Origin of the sequence: Streptomyces sp. NPDC006208, assembly GCF_040613775.1 — a bacterium.
In the GTDB taxonomy this organism is placed as follows: domain Bacteria; phylum Actinomycetota; class Actinomycetes; order Streptomycetales; family Streptomycetaceae; genus Streptomyces.
On sequence record NZ_JBEXSW010000061.1, the window covers coordinates 22350 to 45845 of the forward strand.

The 23496-nt window shown below is 66.0% G+C and carries 18 protein-coding genes; 13 read left to right on the forward strand and 5 right to left on the reverse strand.

The genetic code is table 11. The features are described 5' to 3' along the window. Positions 1-76: 76 nt before the first annotated feature. Complete coding sequence (locus ABZ208_RS34475) at positions 77-484, reverse strand: RidA family protein (RefSeq protein ID WP_356913379.1); 408 nt, start codon at positions 482-484, stop codon at positions 77-79. Between the two features lie 109 nt (positions 485-593). On the opposite strand from ABZ208_RS34475, the gene ABZ208_RS34480 reads away from it, so the two are divergent. Next, complete coding sequence (locus tag ABZ208_RS34480; protein ID WP_356913380.1) at positions 594-974, forward strand: helix-turn-helix domain-containing protein; 381 nt, start codon at positions 594-596, stop codon at positions 972-974. Positions 975-1144: 170 nt separating this feature from the next. Here the strand turns inward: ABZ208_RS34480 and ABZ208_RS34485 are convergent, their stop codons facing one another. Beyond that, positions 1145-1951, reverse strand: coding sequence for a hypothetical protein (locus ABZ208_RS34485; RefSeq protein WP_356913381.1), 807 nt, complete (start codon positions 1949-1951; stop codon positions 1145-1147). 782 nt (positions 1952-2733) lie between these two features. On the opposite strand from ABZ208_RS34485, the gene ABZ208_RS34490 reads away from it, so the two are divergent. From ABZ208_RS34490 to ABZ208_RS34500, 3 genes are all read left to right on the forward strand, one after another. Continuing rightward, positions 2734-3381 carry a DUF6875 domain-containing protein gene (locus ABZ208_RS34490; protein ID WP_356913382.1) on the forward strand — a complete coding sequence of 216 codons (648 nt, stop codon included), beginning with the start codon at positions 2734-2736 and terminating at the stop codon, positions 3379-3381. A 62-nt stretch (positions 3382-3443) separates the two neighbouring features. After that, positions 3444-4286 (forward strand): tryptophan 2,3-dioxygenase family protein, encoded by an 843-nt coding sequence (locus tag ABZ208_RS34495; RefSeq protein ID WP_356913383.1) that lies wholly within the window; start codon positions 3444-3446, stop codon positions 4284-4286. A 36-nt stretch (positions 4287-4322) separates the two neighbouring features. Continuing rightward, positions 4323-5366, forward strand: a complete 1044-nt coding sequence (locus tag ABZ208_RS34500; protein WP_356913384.1) for a methyltransferase — start codon at positions 4323-4325, stop codon at positions 5364-5366. A 64-nt stretch (positions 5367-5430) separates the two neighbouring features. Here ABZ208_RS34500 and kynU read toward each other — a convergent pair whose 3' ends face one another. Next, positions 5431-6669, reverse strand: a complete 1239-nt coding sequence (gene kynU, locus ABZ208_RS34505; protein ID WP_356913385.1) for a kynureninase — start codon at positions 6667-6669, stop codon at positions 5431-5433. Positions 6670-6783: 114 nt separating this feature from the next. On the opposite strand from kynU, the gene ABZ208_RS34510 reads away from it, so the two are divergent. The 8 genes from ABZ208_RS34510 (at position 6784) to ABZ208_RS34545 (ending at position 18225) form a co-directional block, all read left to right on the forward strand. Then, positions 6784-7608 (forward strand): alpha/beta hydrolase, encoded by an 825-nt coding sequence (locus tag ABZ208_RS34510; protein ID WP_356913386.1) that lies wholly within the window; start codon positions 6784-6786, stop codon positions 7606-7608. A 195-nt stretch (positions 7609-7803) separates the two neighbouring features. Beyond that, positions 7804-9549 (forward strand): CoA transferase, encoded by a 1746-nt coding sequence (locus ABZ208_RS34515; RefSeq protein ID WP_356913387.1) that lies wholly within the window; start codon positions 7804-7806, stop codon positions 9547-9549. Between the two features lie 47 nt (positions 9550-9596). After that, positions 9597-11141, forward strand: a complete 1545-nt coding sequence (locus tag ABZ208_RS34520) for a class I adenylate-forming enzyme family protein (RefSeq protein WP_356913388.1) — start codon at positions 9597-9599, stop codon at positions 11139-11141. Then, positions 11138-11878, forward strand: coding sequence for a methyltransferase domain-containing protein (locus ABZ208_RS34525; protein WP_356913389.1), 741 nt, complete (start codon positions 11138-11140; stop codon positions 11876-11878). The genes ABZ208_RS34520 and ABZ208_RS34525 overlap by 4 nt, the downstream gene beginning before the upstream one ends. A 162-nt stretch (positions 11879-12040) precedes the next feature. Then, a complete protein-coding gene (locus ABZ208_RS34530) occupies positions 12041-13600 on the forward strand; it encodes a class I adenylate-forming enzyme family protein (protein ID WP_356913390.1) in 1560 nt (519 codons plus the stop codon). Positions 13601-13608: 8 nt separating this feature from the next. Then, complete coding sequence (locus ABZ208_RS34535) at positions 13609-14553, forward strand: UbiA family prenyltransferase (protein ID WP_356913391.1); 945 nt, start codon at positions 13609-13611, stop codon at positions 14551-14553. A gap of 87 nt (positions 14554-14640) precedes the next feature. Beyond that, positions 14641-16005, forward strand: a complete 1365-nt coding sequence (locus ABZ208_RS34540; protein WP_356913392.1) for a cytochrome P450 — start codon at positions 14641-14643, stop codon at positions 16003-16005. Between the two features lie 63 nt (positions 16006-16068). Next, positions 16069-18225 (forward strand): MMPL family transporter, encoded by a 2157-nt coding sequence (locus ABZ208_RS34545; RefSeq protein ID WP_356913393.1) that lies wholly within the window; start codon positions 16069-16071, stop codon positions 18223-18225. Positions 18226-18272: 47 nt separating this feature from the next. Here the strand turns inward: ABZ208_RS34545 and ABZ208_RS34550 are convergent, their stop codons facing one another. Beyond that, positions 18273-19139, reverse strand: a complete 867-nt coding sequence (locus ABZ208_RS34550; RefSeq protein ID WP_356913394.1) for a LuxR C-terminal-related transcriptional regulator — start codon at positions 19137-19139, stop codon at positions 18273-18275. A 754-nt stretch (positions 19140-19893) separates the two neighbouring features. Beyond that, positions 19894-20928, reverse strand: a complete 1035-nt coding sequence (locus ABZ208_RS34555; RefSeq protein ID WP_356913395.1) for a polyprenyl synthetase family protein — start codon at positions 20926-20928, stop codon at positions 19894-19896. A gap of 358 nt (positions 20929-21286) precedes the next feature. Here ABZ208_RS34555 and ABZ208_RS34560 point away from each other — a divergent pair, with 358 nt between their 5' ends. After that, positions 21287-22972 carry an RNA-guided endonuclease TnpB family protein gene (locus ABZ208_RS34560; RefSeq protein ID WP_356913396.1) on the forward strand — a complete coding sequence of 562 codons (1686 nt, stop codon included), beginning with the start codon at positions 21287-21289 and terminating at the stop codon, positions 22970-22972. The last annotated feature ends 524 nt before the right edge of the window (positions 22973-23496 follow it).

Sequence of the window (23496 nt, forward strand, 5' to 3'; positions counted from 1 at the left end):
CTGCCCGTCGTGCGTGCCCGGCCCCGCGCCGCGGCGGACGCCGGGCTCGGACAACCCCGGGGCGAAGAGCGCCTGTTCAGTCGATGACGGCGGTTGCTTCGATCTCGACCAGATGGTCGGGTACGTCCAGTGCCGCAACGCCCAGCAGCGAGGCAGGGGGTGTCGCGGTGACCCCTAGCTTCGCGGCTGCCCGACCGAGCCCCTGCATGAGCAGGGGCATCTTGTCGGGGGTCCAGTCGACGACGTAGACGGTCAGTTTCGCCACGTCGTCGAAGGAAGCGCCGACCGCGGCCAGGGCGGTGCCGATGTTGAGGTAGCACTGCTCGACCTGAGCGGCGAGGTCGCCTTCGCCGACCGTGACACCGTCGACGTCCCAGGCGACCTGCCCGGCGATGAAGACCAGCTTCGAACCGGTCGCGATCGACACCTGCCGATAGGCGTCGATTTCCGGCAATCCGTTGGGGTTCACCAGGGTGATGGCCATGCTCCCTGCCTCCATTGCTATGAGAGATGCTCTCTTGTGGTTACTGGGAAACCGTAGGAGAGTGACCGCTGACATGGAAGAACGCACTTTTCGGTGACTGGGGAACCTGATGGTGACCAAGAAGTTCAGCGGCTCGTCCGAGGATGCGGACCTGAGGCGTGCGGACTCTCTGGGGCGGGAGATCTTCTCGGACGTCGCCAACAAGTGGGCGCTCCTGATCATCGAGTCCCTCGGTGAGCGCACCCTGCGCTTCAGTGAGTTGCGGAACGAGATCGAGGGCGTCAGCCACAAGATGCTCACCCAGAACCTGCGCATGCTGGAGCGCAACGGTCTGGTCGAGCGGACGGTGCACCCCGTCGTGCCGCCACAGGTCGAGTACACCCTCACCGAGCCGGGCCAGGCCCTGCGGGTGACGATCGACGGATTGTGCGACTGGACCCACCAGTACCTCGGTCACATCGAGGCCTCCCGCCACCGCTTCGACGCCTGACGGGTTGAGGACTCGCTTGCCGTCCAGCCGCGAAGGAACGCACTCGCAGGCCCCCAAGGCTCGCGGTGCGGCCGAACCAGTCGGTCCGGCCGTCACGCAAAGCGGTCTATTGGACCGGGCCCAGCCGCGAGAGCACATCCCCACAGATTGATCACGGCCCGATACGCGACCTAGATCCCGCCGCCGGAGAGCGTGTCGACGATCATGAAGGCCAGCAGAGCCACGCCGTTGAGCCCGCAGAAGAGGATGAACGCCCCCAGGGTGATGTTGAAGCGCCGCATGAACGGCGCCTGCGGCACGAGCACGTCCGACGGGTCCTGGGGGTTGTAGCCGGCCCGGACGTACGGTTCGACGCCCCAGTGGGAGAGGACGCGGGTCATGCCGGCGCTGTCGGTGTAGAGGTACGCCCCCGGCCTGTTGGCCGGCGACGCGACGACGGTGATGCCGTGCTTGAGCAGGCGCCGCTCGCGGTTCCACGTCCACACGCAGTACACACCGACCCCGAGGCCCGCGGTCGTGATGACGCCGATCGGCACGACGGCGATGGCGAGGCCCGCGTCCCCCGCGATCCCGGCAGTCACGCACACGGCGACGACCACTCCGAGGCAGCCGAACACGAACCACTTGAGGCTGCGCATGAACTTCTCGCGCCGGGAAGGGGTGAGGGTGCGCAGGACGACGAGGGCGGAACCGTCGATCTCCTCGGTCCGCTCGGGCAACAGCGCGTTCACGGCGTCGGCGAAGACGGTGGCGGCGGCCTCGCTCACGTCCTCGATCCGGTGGACGGACGGCGTGGCGCCGGCCAGGGCCCTCAGTTCGACGGCGACGGACCGTCCCTCGGCGCGGACCCGGGAGATGGCCGCGGTGGGGATCGTCAGTTCCTCGCGCGGGCGCTCCAGGACCAGCCCCTCGCTCTCGGCGCTCAGGACGGTGCCGTCGCGGTCCTGGAGGACGGGTATGGGTGACGTGATCGACATGAGCCGGATCGTACGGACAAGCCGTCAGCCGGTGAAGCCCCTGATCGCCGGGTCGCCCGGGGCGACGGGGTGTGCCTGCGTGAGGGGTGTCCACAGGGGTGCGGCGCGGTGTGGTTCGGCTCATTGGCCGGCTGTGGACGGAGCGCGCGAAGATCACTCACGGGAACGGTGACGGACCGACTCTCGGGACCGGCCAGTTGCAGCGTCCAGACCTCGATCAGGTCCTCAGGCTCCCGCTCCTCCCGCCCCGGGCTCCATCCGGCCGTCATGACCGGACCGACGTGACCGAGCACCGCCTCGGCTTCGATGCCCGCCGGCGTGACGACATCAGCTGCCACATCAATGGCGTCCGCCAAAGCGGAACCAGCTCAATCACTGAAGGTTTGCATCCGGGCTCGGGGAGATATCCCTGCGTCTCGACAATTGTGTCCGTGGGTGGCCATGGCCGCCGTCGGCCATAAAGGGCCTACTCTCGATGGGCGTGATCTGACAAAGTCGTACCTGAACTGACGCGGGACCACGTCAAATGAACCGAACCGTACGACCTTGCGCAAGCGCGCTCAGAGCCAATGGATGGGGTCAAGGACAGCGCTTTCCCTGCAATTCCCATTGACTCTGCTGACCGGCGAGGCGACGTGTTTCATCGGCACCATGCCGGAACCGGTGCTGCGAGCAACGTCGAAGGGTACTTACGTCGCCCCTATTTTTCCTGTTGAGCCTCCTTGTGCGAAGGTCTCCACAGGAGGGCCCGGACCGCTCCTACACGACTTGAAAGCGAAACAGTGCCGGACATTGATATCACGCTGACAGAGCCGACTCCAGATGTAACCAAGTTGATTGATGACTGGCTGGGGAGCTACATAACCAAGCCCCATGCGGAACTGGGCCGCAGCGGTGCTGTGTGTCCGTTCGTAGAACCCTCCCGGAGAGCCGGCTGTCTCGTGCTGTACACGGCAGAATGGCGGCCGGAGTTCGGCCTCCCACACATGATGCGAATCGTCGAAAACGCAGTCGAATCCTTCGCCACCCACGAGTGGGGATCGAAGAACCCCAACCTGCACTCCCTCGTGGTAGCGGTGCCGGATCTGCCCCGCGAGGCCTACTGGTTGATCGACAAGGCGCATGAGCTCACCAAGGACCGTGTCGTAGCAAGGGGTTGCATGCTGGGGCAGTTCCACCCGACCTGCGAAGAGCCGGCAGCACGCAACAGCGGGTTCCCCGTCAACAGGTCGCCCGTGCCGTTGTTCGCCGTCCGGAACATGGCTCTGCACGACATCCTTTTCCTGCACGCCGACGATTTCTGGTTCGCAGAATACGAGCGTCGCCATGGACGGCATTACGAGAAGCCGGACCGACTCGACCCTGATTTCGTCAAACTATTCGAATCCGCGCGTGCCCGACTGGCGGGGGATCTCGAACCGGCGCACTGACCCGAGCATCAGCCGAATCCGATGACTTCGCAAGCGTCCACCAGAGCCTGGCCTTTGGAGAAATGAAGACCAACATGGAGCAGCTGAGTTCCTGTCCGGTGCTGCAGCACGGCAGTGAGGGCGCACCCCCCTACGTCACTTACGCCCACATGGACAGACTGCACGAATTGCAGCAACCTCGATCCGATTCACCACGGGAATTGACGTTCCTGCTCATAAGCCATGTCAAGGAACTGCTGTTCCGCGCTGTGCTCGTGGAGGTCGACCAGGCTCGTGAACAGCTTCGCGAGAGCGAGGTCGACCAGGCGTGCGAGAGTCTCTCGCGCGCCGTGCGTGCCCAGCGGCTCCTGGTGAACGTATGGGACACGATGACGGCGCTGTCCCCGGATGAGTTCCTTGCCTTCCGCGACATCCTCGGCGAGGCATCAGGCACTCAGTCCTTCATGTACCGGGCACTGGAATTCACGCTCGGCAACAAGGACCCTCGGACCGTGGCTCAGTGTTCCGGCTACATGGACCTCTATCCAGAACTCACGAAGGCGTTCCGTGCCCCGAGTCTCTATGACGAGGCGCTGAGCCTGCTGGTCCGCCTGGGAGCCACGATTCCGCGAGACGTCTACGAGCGTGAGCCTGGTGCTCCGTACACGGCCAGCACGGACGTGGAACAGGCATGGCTCGCCGTCTACAAGGAGCCGGGTCGCTGGCGACAGGCCCATCGGCTCGCGGAGATGCTGACCGAGGTGTCGTACCAGTTCTCCCACTGGCGCGCGACCCATCTCCTCGTGGTGGAACGCATGCTCGGCAGCAAGCCCGGAACGGGCGGCACAACGGGCCTGGACTGGCTTCGTTCGGTGAACGAGCACCGCTTCTTTCCCGAACTGTGGGCTGTCCGCACACTCCTCTGATTCCCCATCCCATCGACTCAGACTGGAGGGCTGGTTGTGACTGCCGCCCCTACCCTGACCATGCGCGGGCTGGTGCCCATCCTGTTCGGACACGCCGCGTTCCAGCAACTCAATGCCGCATGCGAGCTCGGGCTCTTCGAATATCTGCACAGCGCGCCGGGGGCCCCGGCGGAGTCCGTTGCGGCCGGTACCGGCCTGAGCCCGCGCTCCGCGCAGGTGCTGTTGCTGGGGACGACCTCACTGGGCCTCACGACAAAGGGCCCTGACGGCTACCGAAACTGCGCGATCGTGGAGGAGGCGTTCCGCGAAGGCAGTTGGCAGGTGCTGAAGGACATCGTGGAGTTCCAGGCCAGGATCGCCTACCTGCCGGCCATGGACTATGCAGAGTCGCTGCGCACGGGCGAGAACATCGGTGTGCGCCACTTCCCGGGCGACACGCAGGACCTCTACACCCGTCTGGCCAACACCGAGGGTCTCGAGCAGCTGTTCTACCGGTGCATGAACTCCTGGTCGACTCTGTCGAATCCGGTGCTGCTCGACGGCGTGGACTACTCACAGGTCCAGCGGGTGCTCGATGTCGGCGGTGGGGACGCGGTCAACGCGATTGCCCTCGCGTCGGCCCACGAGCATCTGCGCGTCACCGTCCTCGACCGACCCGGTGCACTTGAAGTCGCCAAGGACAAGATCGCCCAGAGTGGTCTGGCCGACCGCATCGACACCTGTTCCGCGGACCTGTTCGACGATGCCTACCCGACCGGCTACGACTGCATTCTGTTCGCGCACCAGCTGGTGATCTGGACTCCCGAGCAGAACAAGGCCCTGCTCGGCAAGGCGTTTGACGCGATGGCCGACGGAGCCCGTGTGCTCATCTTCAACGCCTTCTCCGACGACGACGGCACCGGCCCGCTGTACGCCGGACTGGACAGCGTCTACTTCGCCACGCTGCCCTTCCGCGGCAGCACCCTCTACCCGTGGCAGCACTACGAGGAGTGGCTGCGGCACTGCGGGTTCTCCAAGATCAACAGGGTCACGATCAACACCTGGACACCCCATGGAGTCATCGAGGCCTACAAGAGCTGAGGCAAGAGGCAACGGTGCTGTGTTCGGACGAGGCCGGTCCGAGCACAGCACCGTCCGCCTCCTGTCAGGTGATCAACGTGGGTGTCCGGAACCGGGAGTCGTGGTGTTCGCCGGAGAGCACGACGTCGCGCAGCGTCGTCACCGCCTGATGGACGTCAGCATGGGAGACGTACAGCGCGTTGTAGCCGAAGCGCAGCATGTTCGGGGGCCGCACGTCCCCGATGACCTTTCTGGCGATCAGGGCCCTCATGAGCTGGTGGGCTTCCGGGTGAGCCAGTGTCACCTGGCTGCCCCGCAGGCCGGGTTCCCTCGGCGTCACCAGGTCGAAGCCCAAGGACACAAGGTGTTGGTCGGCGCATTCGATGAAGAAGTCGCCGAGCGAGAGGCTCTTGGCGCGCACATCGGCCATCTCGACGCCGTCGAAAGCCTCCAAGGCCGCTTCGAGAGCGAGAAGAGACAGCACATGGGGCGTACCGATCCTGGTCCGCGAGATACCAGGCGCCGGCTCGAAGTCCCGCTCCATATGAAAGGGACGGGCGTGACCGTGCCAACCGGTGAGCGGCGGCTCGAAGGTTCCGTGATGAGTCCGCGCCACATATATGAACGCGGGGGAGCCAGGGCCCCCGGACAGGTACTTGTACGTACAGCCCACGGCGATGTCGACACCCTGGTCGTCGAGCTCAACAGGCAGCGCGCCCGCGGCATGACACAGGTCCCACACCACCACCGCGCCCGCCGCGTGAGCGGCGGCGGTGACATCGGCTGCGTCCCACAACCGTCCGGTGCGGAAGTCCACCGCCCCGTAGGAGACGACGGCCACGCGCTCGCCGTGTTCCTGAAGGAAGGCGTGCACGTCCGGCACCGGTACAGCGATGACATCCAGCCCGCACAGGCCGGCCACCGACTGCGCAAGGTAACGGTTGGTGGGGAAGTGGTCGGGATCCGTGACCAACAGCGTGCGCCCCGGTCGTAGCCGCGCAGCTCCCACCAAGGCGTTGAACGTCTGGACGGACGTCGACTCACCCACCGTGATCTGCCCGGGCGCAGCTCCGAGCAAGCGGCCGATGCGGTCGCCGATCCGCAGCGGTGCTCCCCACCAGTCGTCCTCGGTCCATGCGGCAATCAGGTGATTGCCCCACTGGTCGCGAACCGCCTTCTCCAACGTCGCCGGTACGCGGCTGGAGAGTGCACCCAGAGAGTTCCCGTCCAAATAGATGGTCCCATCCGGAAGCAGAAACTTTTCTCGCCGCGAATACAGAGGATCTGCCATGTCAAGATTCTTGGCATCCCTCATGGTGGGCATGGAGCACCTCTTTCGAGTCGAAGAATCGTCGGGATTTTAACGCTTTAATAGCGCCCTGCGGGAACACGGGGCCTTTTTCGAACTCTGGAGAACGATATGTTTGTCTATGGTGAAATGACCCAGAAGGAACTCGACCGGGAGTACTCGCCGAGTTCTTGCGCGCCAGAATTTACCGCACATCTTACGCGTTATGCGACGGACAGCGACCGGGCCAGGGAAATCCTTGACCACCAGCTTGACGTCCGCTACGGGCCAGGTGCGGCGGAGTTGCTGGACTTTTTTCCGCCACGACGTCCCCAGGCCCCGCTCTTCGTTTTCGTACATGGTGGTCACTGGCAAGAGATGAGCAAGGAGGACTCCGCGTTCCCTGCCACGGACCTGGTGGAGCAGGGTGCGGGATTCATCGCCGTCGGCTACGGACTCGCACCGGAACACAGCATCGGTTCAATGGTCGCGTCGGTACGCCGGGCCCTGCGGTGGACAAGGTCCCATGCCGCAGATCTGGGGACCCGCCCCGACCTCATCTTTGCAGGCGGCAGTTCCGCCGGAGCGCACCTTGTGGCGATGGCGCTGTGTGCCGGCGCGGAGGAGCCGTGCGACGTCGCCGGGACAGTGCTCCTCAGTGGCGTCTACGACCTCGAGCCGGTGCGGTCGAGCTACGTCAACGACAAGGTGCGCATGGACGGATCGGCGGTGACCGCCTACAGCCCCATCCGGCACCTCCCTCTCGCGACGCCGAAGGCCATCGTCGCGCGGGGCGCCGCCGAGACCGCCGAATACGCCCGGCAGCACGTCGACTTCGTGAACGAGCTGAGTCGCCACGGCCTGCAGTCCGTCGATCTGCGAGTGGCTGGACGTGACCACTTCGACCTGCCGTTCGACCTCGCGTGCCGCGGTACCGCGCTGGGCGATGCCGTGCTGACCCACATGGGTCTGTGACCCACGTACCCGGCCTCGTGTCTGGCCCAAAGCGGCCATGGCCCCACCCAGTCATCCTTGCGACTCCTGTCGGCTCCCCGTTTTCACCGCTCCTGCTAACGTAATTTCCGTTGATGAGCTGTTCAAAGGTGGGGTCGAACATACCTCCTTGAGGCGCAGGGTAGTCGTGTCTTCGATTATCAAAGGATGAATGAGATGAACCTCGCCCGCGAGGTGTTCGGTATTCGCGTTGCACCCTGGTCGGGGGATTCTGCAGGGCAATCTGCGACTCCGATGCTGGAGAGCGTGGATATATCGTGGTACGGCGGATCGCGGATCCCTTCGGCAGATCCAGGAAGTGAAGCCGTGGTGCAGGCGCTTTCTGGGCTGATGGCCGTGAATGGCGCAGAAACCGGCCGACCTCGCCGTTTCGGCCTGGACGTGGCGTCCGCTGCAAGCGGTCTGCTCGCGGGTCACGGTGCTTTGGCGGCCGAGATCGGCCGTTCTCGTGGAATAGGCATCGATATCGTACGGACGTCCGTGCTTCAGGCGGCAACACTCCTGGCCGGCCAGTACATCGGTGAGGCAACGTCAGAGGAGAGCTGGGCGCCGTCGATACGCGGCAACGGTTCGCCGCCGCCGTTCGCCAGCGCGGACGGTCGGCAATTCGAAATCGATACGTTCGATCCCGAGCGCTGGGCCGGCTTCTGGCGGAGCCTGGGCGTGGACGACGCTCTTCTGGGCCGGTCGTGGACCATTTTTCAGTATCGATACGTCAAGGGGCACTGCGTACTTCCTGCCGGCCTGCACATCGCAGCGTCGTCCGCGCGGTGGTCTCAAGTGCTCGCGGCAGCTGACGAGTTCCGAGTGAGTCTGGCGCCGTTGCGGACCTGCGCGGAGATGTCTGCTGAACCTGGCTGGTCGGCCGGTCATCCCGAGCTGACGCCCTTGGCCGGACATGGCCGGGGCCCCTCTGCTCCGGAACATGCGAGCCGGGCAGGTGATTCGAAGCCCCTGCCGCTGAGCGGTATTCGTGTCGTGGAGGCCACTACCCGGGTCCAGGGTCCACTGGCCGGGCTCTTGCTGCGCATGCTCGGTGCCGAGGTCACCTGGATCGAACCGCCGCAGGGGGACATCGGCGGCATGGGCGCCTATTACCACCGCGGTAAGGGACGAGTGCCTGTCAACGTCGCGCGCCCGGAAGGCCGTGACCAACTACGCGACATGATCGCGGAATCCGATGTGTTCCTCCACAACTGGCGCCCCGGTAAGGCCGAGGAGTGGGGTCTCAGCGCGGAAGAACTGGCGTGCATCCGGCCGGGACTGGTTTTCGCCGAAGCATCCGGGTGGGCCCCTCTGGCCGACCGGGACCATGTGCTCGGTACGGAGTTCATGGTCCAGGCCTTCACAGGGTTGGCCGACACGAACACGCCCGTTCTCGAACAGCCTCGAACGACCCGGGTGTTGCTCTGCGACATCTTCGGTGCCCTGGTGGCCTGTGAAGGAGTCCTGGCAGGCCTCCTTCAGCGAGAGCGCCGGGATCACGGTTGGAAGTCCGAGACCTCGCTGCTGTGCGGCTCGATGGCCCTGCAGTCCCAGGTCACGTCCGATCATGGCTCGTCGGGGCGAACGGACGGGCGTCCGGATTGGCACCTCCTGGACGAGCCGCTGGAAACCGCCGACGGCTACCTGGCGATCACCGTTGCCGACGGTGCTGCCCGCCGAAGCCTGGGCGAAGCGCTGGGGATGCCGCTTCACGACGAGAGCGACAAGGCACTGGCGGAGCGGTTGCGTGAGGCTCCGGCAGCGCACTGGGAGAAGGCACTGGTCGAGGCCGGCGTTCCCGCTGCCGAGGTCCGTTGTGATGTGGATGCGCTGGTTCATGACGAACGTCTTGCGCCTTTGTTCGAGCCCTTCGAGGGCGGCGGGCAAGCACCGGTAGCGCCGTGGGTGTTCGAGTGACCGACGTCAGTCGGTGACTGAGTCACATCGATATCGAGGAACAACCTGTGAACGAACTGATTGCGACATTGCACGCCGCATGCAAGGAGCGGGCCGACCAGGCTGCCCTCACCTTCCGGGGACAGTCCCTGACCTACGGTGAGCTCTGGAATCGTGTCGAGCGCATGGCGGAGGCTTATCGGACGCTCGGGATCCGGGCCGAGGACCGTGTGGTCTGCCAGCTCCCGAATTCCCCGGAATACCTGATATCCATGGTGGCAGCGTGGATCTCAGGGATCGCGTTCGTCGGTGTCGACCACGATCTGACCGGACCCGAGCTGGTGTCGCTGGTCGACCGCACCGATGCTGTCGCCGTGCTGTACCAGCCTCGGGCCGGAGCCGAGGACGGCATGGAACCGTTGCACGCGGTGCGTGAGGCGTTTCCGAAGATTCACGCGATCGTGCACGGCACCGATGAGCCGGCGGGAACGACGTTCGACGACCTGCTGGACGGCACCGCCGCCCCGCAGGAGACGGACCGTGACTACACCCGCATCGACGATCTCGGGATCGCGCTGCTGCTGATGACCTCCGGCACGACCGGCCAGCCGAAGCTGGTGGTCGAGACCTACAGGGCACTGTGGTCCAAGACCGCGGCCTTCCTGGAGGCGATGCAGCCGGACAACGACGACGTATGGCTGCTCTACCCGCCGATGGCCCACGGCTTCGGCTTGAAGATGACACTGATGGCACTGGCCAGTGGCGGCCGCCTGGTCGTCATGGACCGGTTCTCGCCGAGCGGCGCGTTGGATCTGGTGACGGCCGAAAAGGTCACGGTGCTGCCCGGGACCCCGGCCCATCTCCGGATGATGCTCGACCGTCTGGACGGCGAGCGCCATGACGTGTCCTCGCTGGGATGGGCGGTCTCGGCCGCATCGCCGCTGCCCGCGGCGCTGTTGGAGCAGGTGTACACCGTTCTCGGTGTCGAGATGCTGTTCATCTACGGCTGCTCGGAGGGCTTCTACACGTTCACCACCGACCGTGCGGACATCGAGGCCGGTTCGGTCGGCCGCCGGCCGATGGACGGGCCGGAGGGTACTCCGGCCGACGGACACGCTGAGATCGTCGCGCTCGACGGTACGGGAGCCGTGGCCGGCGGCGTGCTCGGCGAGATCGTGTACCGCGCGAAGGTCCCGGTGCGTTACTGGGGGCAGGAGAGTGTGGCCGTCGACGGGTGGTACCACACCGGTGACCTCGGGATCATCGATGACGAGGGTCGGCTGCACGTGCGCGGCCGGACGAAGGAGCTCGTCAACCGGGGTGGTCTGAAGGTTTCGTGCGTCGAGGTCGAGACGGCGCTGGGGGCGTTGCCGGCCGTGGCCGACGCCGCGATCTTCCCCGTCCCCGACGAGGTGCTCGGTGAGGCGATCGGCGCGTGTGTGGTTCCGGCCGATCCCGACGATCCGATCGATCTGGAGGGGCTGAAGTCCGGCCTGCGTCATTCACTTGCACGGCACAAGATGCCGGATCGGCTGTGGATCGTGGACGCCGTCCCGCGGACGAAGATCGGCAAGATCGACCGGGCAGCCCTCTCCTCGACAGTGGCGTCATGACTGTGCAAACCGACCTTTCCCCCGCACTGCGACGCGCGACCGAGCTGCTCGCCGTACGGGGGATCGACCCGGTCGTCCAGGACGGCTATCTCGACACCCTCCGGCCTCGCCCCGACGCCATCGCCGGCGCGGACAGCAAAGGAATCCAGGCGCTCTGGGCCTCCAAGGCCGGCGCGGGTCTCTATCGATTCGCCCAGGCGCTGGTTCGGGGGGTACTGAGGGGATCCCGGACTCCGGCCGCGTGGCTGGTGCTGCCGTCCGAAGGCGTGATCCTCGATGTCGGATCGGGGCTCGGGCATGTCACCCATGTCCTGGCGGACAGAGCCGGCCCGGACGTCGTCGTGCTGGGCGCGGACATCTCCGCGCCGATGCTGGCCCGTGCGGCCAAGGCATGCACCGATCCTCGGGTCGGGTTCCTGCTGGCCGACGCCCGCCGGTTGCCCTTCGACGACGGCTGCGTCGACGGCGTGGCCTCGACCGCCGTGCTGCAGCTGGTCCCGGACCGCGCTGCCGCGCTCGCGGAGATGGTCCGCGTGCTGCGGCCCGGCGGCGTCCTCACCGTGATGATCCCCAGCACCAAGCACGGTCCGGCCAAGCTGATGTCGGCGCTGCCGGGCGGTGGAGCCCATTACTTCGACGACGACGAACTCCCCGGCATGTTCGCCGCGAACGGGCTCACGGACGTCGAAGTCCGTCAGAAGGGCTCGTTCCAGTGGGTTCGCGGCCGCAAGATCTGAGCGTCCGCAGGAGTACGAGCTGCCTGACGCCGTGACGCAACCCGCATCCGGTACCGGCGGCACGGCCGGCGCCGAATGGCTGCGCAGGATCTGCGCAGGATCACCGATCACCGTTCTCCCCGGAACTGTGGACTTCAAGAACAACGACGCAACGGAGGCACAATGGCGCGCAATCACCGTCTGCTCTACGACGAGCTGATGGCAGCGCGGCGGGACGCGGAGCCGTGGATCGTCGACCATCAGCCGATCGCAGTGGCGGTGCAGGACGACGAGATCGCCCCGAGCGCCATTGCGGATGCGGCGGCACGGGCGGCGACTCTGCTCGAGTCCGAAGGTGTCGGCGTCGGCGACCGTTGCGTGTTGTGGCTCGACTCCGTTGTGGACGTGCTGGTGCTGATCTCCGGTCTGTCCGCGGTGGGCGCGGTGCCGATCCTGATCAGCCCGACTCTGGACGCCGAGACCGTCGGGGAGATGCTGGCACCGACCACGGGCGTCGACCGGGTGATCACCACGACTGCCCGCGTCGCGCCGTATGCCGCTGTCGGGGACGGCCGGCGGGTCGACGACTGGTCGGTGCTGACCGAGCGGATGGCGACCATGTCTCCCCGCACGACCCCTGCCGTGGTGCTGCCGGACACGGCACCGTATGTGGTCACGCACACGTCGGGAACGACCGGCGTGCCGAAGCTCGTCGAGTACACGAGAGCGGTGATCGACTACCACGGGTATCTGCGCGCGCTGGGGCACCGCGTCTTCCGTATGAAGGGCTACTCCGTCTTCGCCCTGTCGCCCTCTCACGGCGCCACGGTTGTCGCCCTGTTGTTCTCGCTGCGACGGAACTCTCCGCTGATTCTGCTGGCGGCCACGGACCCGGCGACCGTCAGCCGAATCGTCCAGCAGCGGCGCCCGACGTTTCTGGAGACGGTTCCGAACACGTACATGCTGTGGGAGGACCTGGCCGACGCGGGCGTGTTCCGATCGGTCAGATGGTTCTACGCCACGTTCGACGTGCTGCATCCGGCCACGGTCCAGCGCTTCCTGCGTGGCAGCGGCCGAAAGTTCGCTCTCTTCTTCGAGTTGTACGGCCAGTCGGAGTTGGGCGCCATATCGGCTCGCACGCATCTCAAGGGGATCGGCGGGAGCCGTAAGCAGCACGAGCTCGGCCGCAGGATGAAGGGCCACCCCGTGGGCCGAGGAGTTCCCGGTGTCACGAAGATCCGGATCGTCGATGCCGACGGATCCCAGGTACCCGCAGGTACGCCCGGGCGCATTCAGGTGCGCACCAAGGCGCTCTTCTCCACCTACATCAACCGACCGGAGGCCGCGCGTGCCGGTCGTAGCGACGGCGGCTGGTGGGACACCGGTGACTGGGGCGAGAAGGACCGGTTCGGCCGGCTCACGCTGATCGATCGCCAAGTGGATCGGGTGAGTACGGTGCCGAGCTCGATCGCCGTGGAAGACCTGTTGCTGGAACGGATGCCGTGGTTGCTCGAGGTCGTCGTGCTCGAGCAGCACGGCCGGATCGTGCCGGTAGCGGCGGTCCGGGAGGGTGGCTTCGACGCAAACGCGTGGCGGGAAGCGGTTGTGGATCTGCCGGGATTCGACTCGCCCGTAGTGGTTGATTTCGCGAGTCTGCCGAAGACAGCGACCGGGAAGATCCGTCGCTCGGTGCTTGCCGCCCGCATCGCCGAAGGTTCCGGATCTCCTGCAAGCCCGAAGTGAGTGGTGTTGTGACTGTCTCTACCGAAGCAGCGAACTCTGCCCGGCCGGCGCCGAAATGGACGGCCTATGTGCAGCTCGGAAAGCTGCGTGTCTACCACCGGTTGTACCACTGGATCGTTCTTCTGGCGCTGCTGTACTCCGATTCGGTGTCCCTGCACGGTGCGACGACTGCGCTGGTGCTGGTTCCGTTGCTGTTGCTGTCGATTCAGAGTTCGGCATGCGCCATGGACGACATCATGGGCTTCCGGGACGGTTGCGACATAGCGAATTACGGTGCGGCCGACTATCCCGACATGATTCGCAAGCCCTTGGTCGCGGGCGTGCTGTCGGTGCGGCAGGCGGTCGCGTTCGTCGTCACCGTCGTCACTGTCGCCACCATCGCCGTCGTCACCACGGCGCTGTCGTTGGGAGTCAATGTCCTTTTGGCGCTGGCGATCTGGGCAGTCGTGATCGGCATTGCGCTTCAATACTCCGGCGGGCTGAAGTTCAGTTACGTTCCCGGCGGGCTGGAGCTGTTCATCTCCGGCCTCACCGTCGTCGTCACGATCATCCCGTACCTGATGATCGCGCACACCGTGACCGGCACGGTGGTCCTGATCGGGCTGCTCACCGGCAGTTGGTTCCTGATGCCGGTCTCGTACGGCAACATGGCCGACCGCGTCGGAGACGGGGCTGCCGACCGCCGGACGCTCGCCGTGGTGCTGAGTCCGCGGAAGTTCCAGGGTGCCATCTGGATCCTGTACGGCTACAGCATCGTGCTCACGGTGCTCCTGTTCACGGTGGGCGACCTGCACCCGTTGACCGCGCTGCTGCTGCTGCCGGTCGTCGTGATGCAGGCAGTGCAGCACTACCAGGGCATTGTCAAAGGCCACGTTCGGAAGGCCATGAAATTCGGTTTCCGGTGCATCGATGTCGGGATGCTCGGTTTGACCGCGGCGATTCTCCTGTCGTGAGGGGACGTGGCCGGCACCCGCAACCGGTGCCGGCCGCAAGCGCCGTAGCGGTCGTGATCAGTTGCCCCTGGGATGGAGATCTGCACTGTGACGACAATCAACGAACGACAGGCCGCGCGCAGCGCTCCCACCGCGCCGGGCGGCCTGCCGTTGCTCGGCCACGCGCTGCGTCTCGCACGGCGCCCGCACCACTTCCTGTCGACGTTGTCGGCGCTCGGGCCGGTGGTGCGCATCAGGATCGGCGGGTACGTCGCGTACGTCGTGACTGAGCCCGCACTGATACGCAAGGCCTTCGTCACACACTCGGATCAGGGTGTCCTGGTCGAGCGCACCAGGGCGCTGACAGGCGACGGCGTGATCGTCCTGCAGGGACAGAAGCACCGGCAGGAACGCCGGCTGATCGCACCTGCGTTCGCCAAAGCCCGCATCGCGCAGTACGCGTCGGTCATGGCACGGCACGGGGCGGAGTGTTCGCGCTCCTGGCGGGACGGCCGGCAGATCCTGCTCAACGAGGAGATGCACGAGCTGGCGGTGCGGACCATGGCGGGGACGCTGTTCCAGGGCACGCTCGGCACTGAGACTGCCCGGCACATTCACCGGTTGCTGCCGCCGGTGATGACGCTGCTCGTGCAGCGAGGCACCCGCCCTGCCTGGACCGATCGTCTGCCTCTGCCCGGAAATCGCCGGTTCGAGGTCCTGCTCGCCGAGTTGAAAGCCGTGACTCGCAAGATCATCACAAGTCGACGAGCCGAGCTGGCCGCCGATCCCGAGCACGATCCGGGGGACCTGTTGGGCGCTCTGCTGCAGGCCCGTGACGACGAGTCAGGCGCCATGCTCAGCGACACTCAGGTGCACGACGAACTACTGAATTTCCTCGTCGCCGGCACCCAGGCGGCGGCGGCCACTCTCGCCTGGATCTTCCATGAACTCGCCGCCGACCCGGATGTGGAGGCGGCGCTGCATGCCGAGCTCGACACAGTGCTCACCGACGGACGGCCGGCCGAGTTCGCTGACCTGGAGCGGCTCGATGTCACGAAGCGCGTGGTGTCGGAGTCCCTGCGGAAGTACTCGCCGTGGTTGACACTTCGGCAGATCACCGAGCCCACCACCATCGGTGACGTTGAGATCCCCGGCGGTGTGGTGCTCTTCGCCTGCCCCATCGCGGTGCACCGCGATCCGAAGTTCCACCCCGATCCGATGCGGTTCGACCCGGACCGGTGGCTGCCGGAGAACAGGGCACGCATGTCCAACGACACCTACATGCCCTTCGGCATGGGAGCGCGTCAGTGCCCCGGAAACGTTTTCGCGCTCACGCAGATCACGCTGCAGATCGCGACCATCGCCGCGCGCTGGCGATTCCGGGCGATGCCTGGCAGCAAGGTCGAGGAGGTTGCGATCGGCGCGTTCGTCCAGCCGACGCGCATGCCGATGCGGGTCGAGGCACGGTTCTGACGGCCGAGTGCCGTCTTCCTGCGCCGACCGATCTGCGGACAGCAGAGAATCGAAAGAGGAGACATGATTGACCGTCTGGCCGGATTCTCCATCCGTGCCCCGAAAGTCGTACTGGCGCTGGCCGGTCTGGCCTTCGTCCTGTGCGGTGTGCTCGGATCGAAGGTCTCCGACCGGCTGTTGGCCGGCGGGTTCCTGGATCCTGGCGCGGAATCCTCCCGAGCCGCGAACGTACTGGCCGACGAATTCGGTCTGTCCGGAGCACAGTTCATCCTCGCCGTCGAGTCGGCGCAGGGTGCGACGGATGCGCGGACCACGGCCCGGGCCAAGGCCATCGTCGCCGGGCTGCGGCAGGACGAGCGCGTGGAGACGGTCGCCTCGCCGTGGACCCCACCGCAGGGCGGTGCGCACCTGATCAGCCGCGACGGCCACGTCGGACTCGTCGTCGCCACGCTGAAGGGCGACGACAATGCCGCGCAGAAGACCGCCAAGGACCTGTCCGACCGATACACGGGCGAAGCCGACGGGGCCACTGTCACCGCGGGCGGACAGGCCATGGCCTTCTCGGAGATAGGCACGATCTCGGCACGCGACCTCGCCGTGGCCGAGTCGATCGCGATCGTATTGACGTTCCTCCTGCTGGTCTGGTTCCTGCGAAGCTGGTTGGCGGCCGCGATCCCGCTCGTGGTCGGAATCACCGCCATCGTCGGCACCACCGCGGTGTTGTATCTGCTGACGCTGGTGACCGACCTGTCGGTGTTCGCGATGAACATTGCCACCGGGCTCGGCCTGGCGCTGGCGATCGACTACTCGTTGCTCGTCATCGGACGGTTCCGCGAAGAGATCGCCGAGGGCCGAGGACAGCACGAGGCGATCGCGGTCGCGCTGCGGCGCGGTGGGCGGGCGGTTGTGTACTCCGGTCTCGTCGTCGGTATCGCGTTGATAGGCATGACGTTCTTCCCCATCTACTTCCTGAAGTCGATCGGGTACGCCGGCGTGGCTGTGGTCGCCCTGTCGATCGTGCTGGCCTTGACTGTGGTTCCCGCGCTGCTGAGTCTTTTCGGCACCCGGATCAACCGCAAGCCGCTGCGTGAGGCGGGTACGGTCGAATCCTCGTGGCTCTACAGGGTGGCGGTGGCGGTGCAGCGCCGGCCCGTGGTGTTCGCCCTGCCCGTGCTCGCCCTGTTGTTGGTGTCCGTGGCACCGGTCCTCGGTCTGCGGCTCGGCCTACCCGACGACCGAGTCCTCCCGGTCAGCGCGCAGTCGCACCAGGTGGGCGACACGATACGGAACGGATTCGACGAAAACGTCGCGGGTGCCGTACGCATCGTCGTGGAGGACATCGGCGATCCGGACGAGGTCGAGTCCTACGCCGAGGCCCTGTCGCGGGTCGAATCCGTGAAATCCGTTGTTGCCCCGGCTGGTACGTACAGCGGCGGACAGCGGGTGGGTCCGGGCGAGCCGGCAGCGAGGAAGGCGAGCGTTGCGTACCTGACGGTGCAGACTCCGCTGAACCCGTATTCCTCCGAGGCGGCACGGCAATTGAACGCGTTGCGGACGGTTTCCGCCCCGGGCCACATCCTGTTGGACGGTCTGGGGCCGCAGACCCGTGACACCGCCGCGAGTATCGCCCGGGGCATACCCAAAGCACTGGCCTGGATCGCCGCCACCACGTTCGTGCTCCTGCTGCTGCTCACCGGCAGTGTGGTGATGCCGTTGAAAGCCCTTGTTCTCAATACGCTTTCGCTGACCGCGAGCTTCGGAGCGATGGTCTGGATCTTCCAGGACGGGGCTCTCGGGGCTCTCGGCACGACGAGTACCGGCTACACGGTCGCCACGGTTCCGGTGCTGTTGTTCTGCATCGCGTTCGGGCTCTCCATGGACTACGAGGTGTTCCTGCTCGCCCGGTTCAGCGAGGAGTGGGAGAAGTCCGGACGCACCAGAGCCGACAACGACACTGCGGTCGCAGTCGGTCTGGCACGGTCGGGCCGGGTGGTGACGGCAGCCGCGGTGATGATGGCCGTCGTATTCGCAGGCATCGCCACCAGCGGCGTCTCCCTCATGCGGATGCTCGGTCTCGGACTGACGCTGGCCGTCCTCGTGGACGCAACTCTGGTGCGTGTCGTCCTTGTGCCGGCGTTCATGCGCATCGCCGGAACGTGGAACTGGTGGTCTCCGCGTCCGGCACGTCCTGGACTCGAGCGGGTTCGTCTACGGGAGTGAAGCCGTCGGCCGGCTGTTCAGCTGCGCCGATCGGCGTGCTGAACCGGTCAACTGAGAAGGCCTAAGCGGGTGGCGACCATGCCGGCTTCGAATCTGGTACTGACGCCGAGTCGTCGCATCAGCATCGCGGTCGTCCTGCGAAGCGTCCTGGGTGAAATCTGCAGCTCTCGTGCGATGGCGGTATCGGGTCGACCACTCGCCCAGAGACGCAACACCGTCAGCTGGTCCTTCGGCAGCTCGGGTGTACGTGGCCGGCTCACATCGGCCTCAGGATGCCCAGAGCTGCAGATCGCCAACTGCGGTTGTGCAGTGCTGTCGCTGGCAGCGTTCCAGCAGAACTCGAAGACGCGACGCAGGCATCCGACGAGATTCGGATTCGTGATCAAGAGCATCTTTTCAGACGTCCCGTCGACGTCTGTCGAGACGAAGGACAGTGTGTTGTCCACTATGGTCGCCTGGAAAGGGATCAGGGGTGACGTGCGTACTTGGCAGCCCAGTGATTCGAGCTGTCGGAATCGGGAACGGATCCGCAAACTGCTGTGCAGATGCTGCTGAATACATCGGACCGTTGTCCCGCGTTCCCGGGCGGACTGAAGGCGTTCCACCTCGCGGTTTGTCTCGTCTGACGATCCAAATGCGGGCCTCAGCAGCATGATTTCTTCTGCGGGCAGCTCGACGATGCTTTCCTGGATTTCTGCTATCCGATCGGCATCCTTCACGATCTCCAGTTCTGACGCCCGGTGCAGCGGAGGCCACATGCATGACGCCAGCGCTGCAACCTGCCTTTGGAGTGATTGTGTGTGTTCCGCGCTTGATGCTATAGACTGCTCCTGCAGCTCGATCAGCTGGAGCAGTTGCCTCATCGGCTCATTGATCTCAGTCGTTGCACGCAATTCGCGCTTTGCGTGAGTCATATCCCCCCCGGTATCTTCACGTGGAAGCGATTGGTTCAACAGCAATGCGGTTCAAGGCCGGTTCCGCGGCTGTTCGACTGCGGTGGCGGCCCGTCGGACAGCGGATGGCTGTGATCGTCAGGCTGCCGGGTGTGGACTCCGGGACCGAGCCTCGTCATGAGAAGTTGACGCTCTTGCTCGCGGCGGAGGGCGCCACGGTCGCTCTCATTGACCGCTCTGGTTGAGCAGGTGAGTTCCCGGTGCGAGAAGTTGGTGGCCCCCGCACCGAGTTGCAACAACAGCCGCCTGAGTGACAACCTGTCACACCGTCACCTCGGCTGTACATCAGGTTTCCCCGTGATCATGCTCACGCCATGACGGCGTACTCGGGCTCCGCCCTCTCGTTGCGTATGCAATGGGGGCTGAGGTGTAATCGGTCCCGCTGATGTGGATGGGGCAAGCGGTTCCCAGGCGCGCGGCTGACGGTCCGCCGGTTCCGGGTGCTCGGACGTTCGATGCGGTCGTGAGCATGATGCGGGCCCGGCTGTCGCGTCGGGTGGGCGCCGGGGTCCAGGGCTCCGTTGGGGTGGTGCTGGTCGTCCCGGGCCGTCCGCGTCCGAGGGGCGAGCCCCTTGGTCAACGTCCGTACCCGCTCGCTGATTTCGACCAACTCCGGTCAAGTGCAATGCAACCAGCCTGCTCGCTGCCACGCGACCCGTTCGTCACCACGCGTGGCAGCAGCGTGAGTTCGGCTACCGCTCCTTCTCGGCTGCCGTCATGCCTTTCGTTCCACGAGGAACCGCATCAATGACAGCAGGTCATTGACTGCCCGGACATCCGCTCCCACCTGTTCGAGGCACTCCTGAGCTGCCTGGCACAGACGGGTTGACTCCGCCTCGGCCCATTCCCTGCCACCGGCCTCCTCGATCCACTGCGTTGCTTCAGTGACCTCTTCACTCGTGAGAGGGGCGGCACTGCTGTAAAGGGTGGACAAGCTGCGCGACGCATCGGTCCGGGCCTCCAACGCGGCCACGACGGGGAGGCTCTTCTTTCGCGACGCGACATCGGCCCCGACAGGCTTCCCGGTCACGCTGGGGTCTCCCCACACACCGAGAATGTCATCAACCAACTGGAACAGCATTCCCAGGTGGCGACCGAATGCGCGCATGACAGCCGCGACGTCGGCGTCGGCGCCGGCCGCGACCGCGCCGAGCTCACAAGCGCCGGCGATCAACGCGCCGGTCTTGCCCGTCACCATTGCCTTGGTCTCGGCGAGAGTCACTTCGGCGCGGTTCTCGAACGCGAGGTCCATCGCCTGCCCGACGCAAAGGTCAAGGACAACCTGAGCAAGGATCTCCACCGATCGCCCTGAGCTGTCACGGCCCGAGGACGCGAGCAGCCGGTATGCGTTGGCGACGAGCAGATCGCCTGTCAGCACGGCCTTCGGGGTCCCGAACAAGGACCATGCTGTCGCCCGGTGACGGCGGACCAGGCCTTTGTCCATGACATCGTCGTGAAGGAGGGAGAAGTCATGGACCAACTCGACCGCCACAGCGGCAGGGATGGCGGAATCCAGGGCGCTCTCGCCGCCTATCGCGCGAGCACAGGCGATGGCAAGGGTCGGCCTGACGTATTTTCCGGTTTCCTTGCACTGCCGGCCGTTCGCATCCCACCATCCGATGTGGTAGCCGGCTATGTGTGCGGTCTCCTGCGGCAAGGCGGCTATGGTGGAGCGGTGCAGGGGAGAGATCAGCTCACGCGCCTCGGCCATCATCTCCAGTGCGTCGCGGTGTATGGAAATGCTGTTCACGTTGATCTCTCATCCCTACGTGGGTGCGAATTGCCTTGTTTGTCGAGGAGTTCAGGGGAAAACGAGGCGGTTCAGGGCTACCATGCCGAGCGTGGCTTCCGTAGTGGGAAAATGACCCTACCTGCGAACGCAAATCCGGCCTGTCGATCCAGGGAACCTGGACTTCGGTTCTCTCGTGATAGCCGTGCGACGGTAGGGAACGGTATCAGCGCCGATTTGTGGCGGCAAGACAACTGCCGTACAGCCTATGGGGGATCGCTGCCGATGCGGGCCGTGGCCGCAAGAGGTCAGACAATATTCGAATGCACACTGGAAGTTGCATTGTCGTGCAGTTAGATTCCCTTGCCGATGGTCGGCGATGGTGTGGCTCGGTGCGTGGACGGCGCGCCGCATCGACTGGGCCACGGCGTCAACGATGTGCTGTCGTCCCTATAGTTCTCCATGCCACGGCAGGCAGGTCCGGTTGAGGGGCGGGTTGGTGCAGCGGGAGATTCTCCGGGCGTTTCGGTTCGCCCTGGACCCGACCCCGGATCAGGCCGAGGCGTTCACGCGGCATGCGGGGGCGGCCCGTTGGGCGTTCAACCATGCGCTGGGGATGAAGGCGGCCGCGTATCAGCAGTGGCGGCGCGAAGTTCAAGAGCTGGTCGGGCAGGGAGTGTCGGAGGCGGAAGCCCGCACGAGGACACGGGTTCCTGTGCCGACGAAGCCGGAGATCCAGAAGCACCTGAACCGGATCAAGGGCGACTCCCGGCTCGGCGGTCTGCCCAAGGGAGTTCTGGGACCGGAGCGGCCATGTCCGTGGTGGCACGAGGTGAGCACCTACGCCCTCCAGTCGGCGTTCGTCGATGCCGACCGGGCGTGGCAGAACTGGCTCGACTCGCTGCGCGGAGCGCGGGCCGGACGTCCGGTCGGCTTTCCGCGGTTCAAGAAGAAGGGCCGTTCGCGGGAGGCGTTCCGGCTGCATCACAACGTGAAGCAGCCGGTGATCCGGCTGGCCTCCTACAGGAGGCTGCGCATGCCGGTACTGGGGGAGGTGCGACTGCACGAGTCGGCCAAGCGCCTGGCCCGGCTGGTCGACCGGGGCCAGGCTGTGGTGCAGTCGGTGACCGTGACCCGTGGCGGGCACCGCTGGTACGCGTCGGTGCTGTGCAAGGTGACTGCCGAGCTGCCCGAGCGGCCCACCCGGCGCCAGCGCGAGCAGGGCCGCATCGGCGTCGACCCGGGCGCCGGCCACCTGGCCGTCCTCTCCCAGCCCCTCGACCCCACCGACAGGGCTTCGGCGTTCGTGGCCAAGCCCTGTCACCTGCGGGAGGCCGAGCACCGCTTGGCCAAGGCCCAGAGGGCTCTGTCGCGCACCCGGAGAGGGTCGGCGCGCCGGGGGAGAGCCCGGCGCCGTGTGGCCCGGCTGCGCCACGATGTTGTGACCCGCCGCAGCACCGCGCTGCACACCATGACCAAGCAGCTCGCCACGCGCTTTGCCGAGATCGCCGTCGAGGACCTCAACATCGCGGGAAGGACCCACGCCGACCGCGAAAAGCCCGGCCACCGGATGCAGCGGAAAGCCGGTGCCGTCCGGGCGGTCGTCGATGCGTCACCCGGCGAACTGCGTCGCCAACTCATTTACAAGACCACCTGGTACGGCTCCACCCTCGCGGTCCTCGATCGCGGGTGGCCTTCCAGGAGGACCTGCTCCGCCTGCGGATGGCAAGACCCACGCCTCACGCTCGCGGACGGGACGTTCCACTGCGACAACTGCACGCTGACGGTCGACCGGGACGTGAACGCCGCCCGGAACATCGCCCGGCATGCCGTCACCATCGCCGATCACCCTGTCGCTCCTGGTAGAGGAGAGACACGAAACGCCCGCAGAGCATCCCTGAGACCGACCGGCCACCGGGCCGGACGGCAGGAGGCGACGAAGCGGGAAGACACCGGCCCCCCGGCGGGGGCGGTGCCACCTCAGCGGAGTGATCCGTTGACGCTCTTCACCCTCACCCGACCCGATCACCGAGCGGCAGGCAGGCATGGACCTGCTGGTCAATGAGTGTTCGGGCGTGTGACGAGCGACCGTTACCGCTGATACATCCTTGCGGCCCCTGGAGCACCTTCCGATCCCGCTCCAGCGCCCCCGCGTCGGACCTTCTGCGTCCTGCTCAGCCGGCGCCGACAGCGGGGCTGCACTCACGCCCGATGACGGGCGAGGACGCAACGAGCGCCGCGGCCGCCCGCCGCACAGACCCCACGCGCCTTCCGGCCTGTGCCGTGCCCGCGCCAGGCGCCCGTACGGTGCGGCCGTAGGGGCCCTTGGCCGGCAGCAAGGACACCGCCGGCGCAGTGGACTCCGGTGCGGGCAGGAACGACGACAGCCGGTGCCCCCCACCTTCGGGCACCGGCTGTCGTGCTTGCGGGCTACCGCTACTTCACCGGCTCGGCCTGCGGCTCCGCGACGGTCTCGCCGTCGCTCTCCGCGATGGGCGTCTTGACGGAGTCGAGGAGGAGTTGGGCGACGTCGACGACCTGGACGGTTTCCTTGGCCTGGCCGTCGTTCTTCTTGCCGTTGACGGAGTC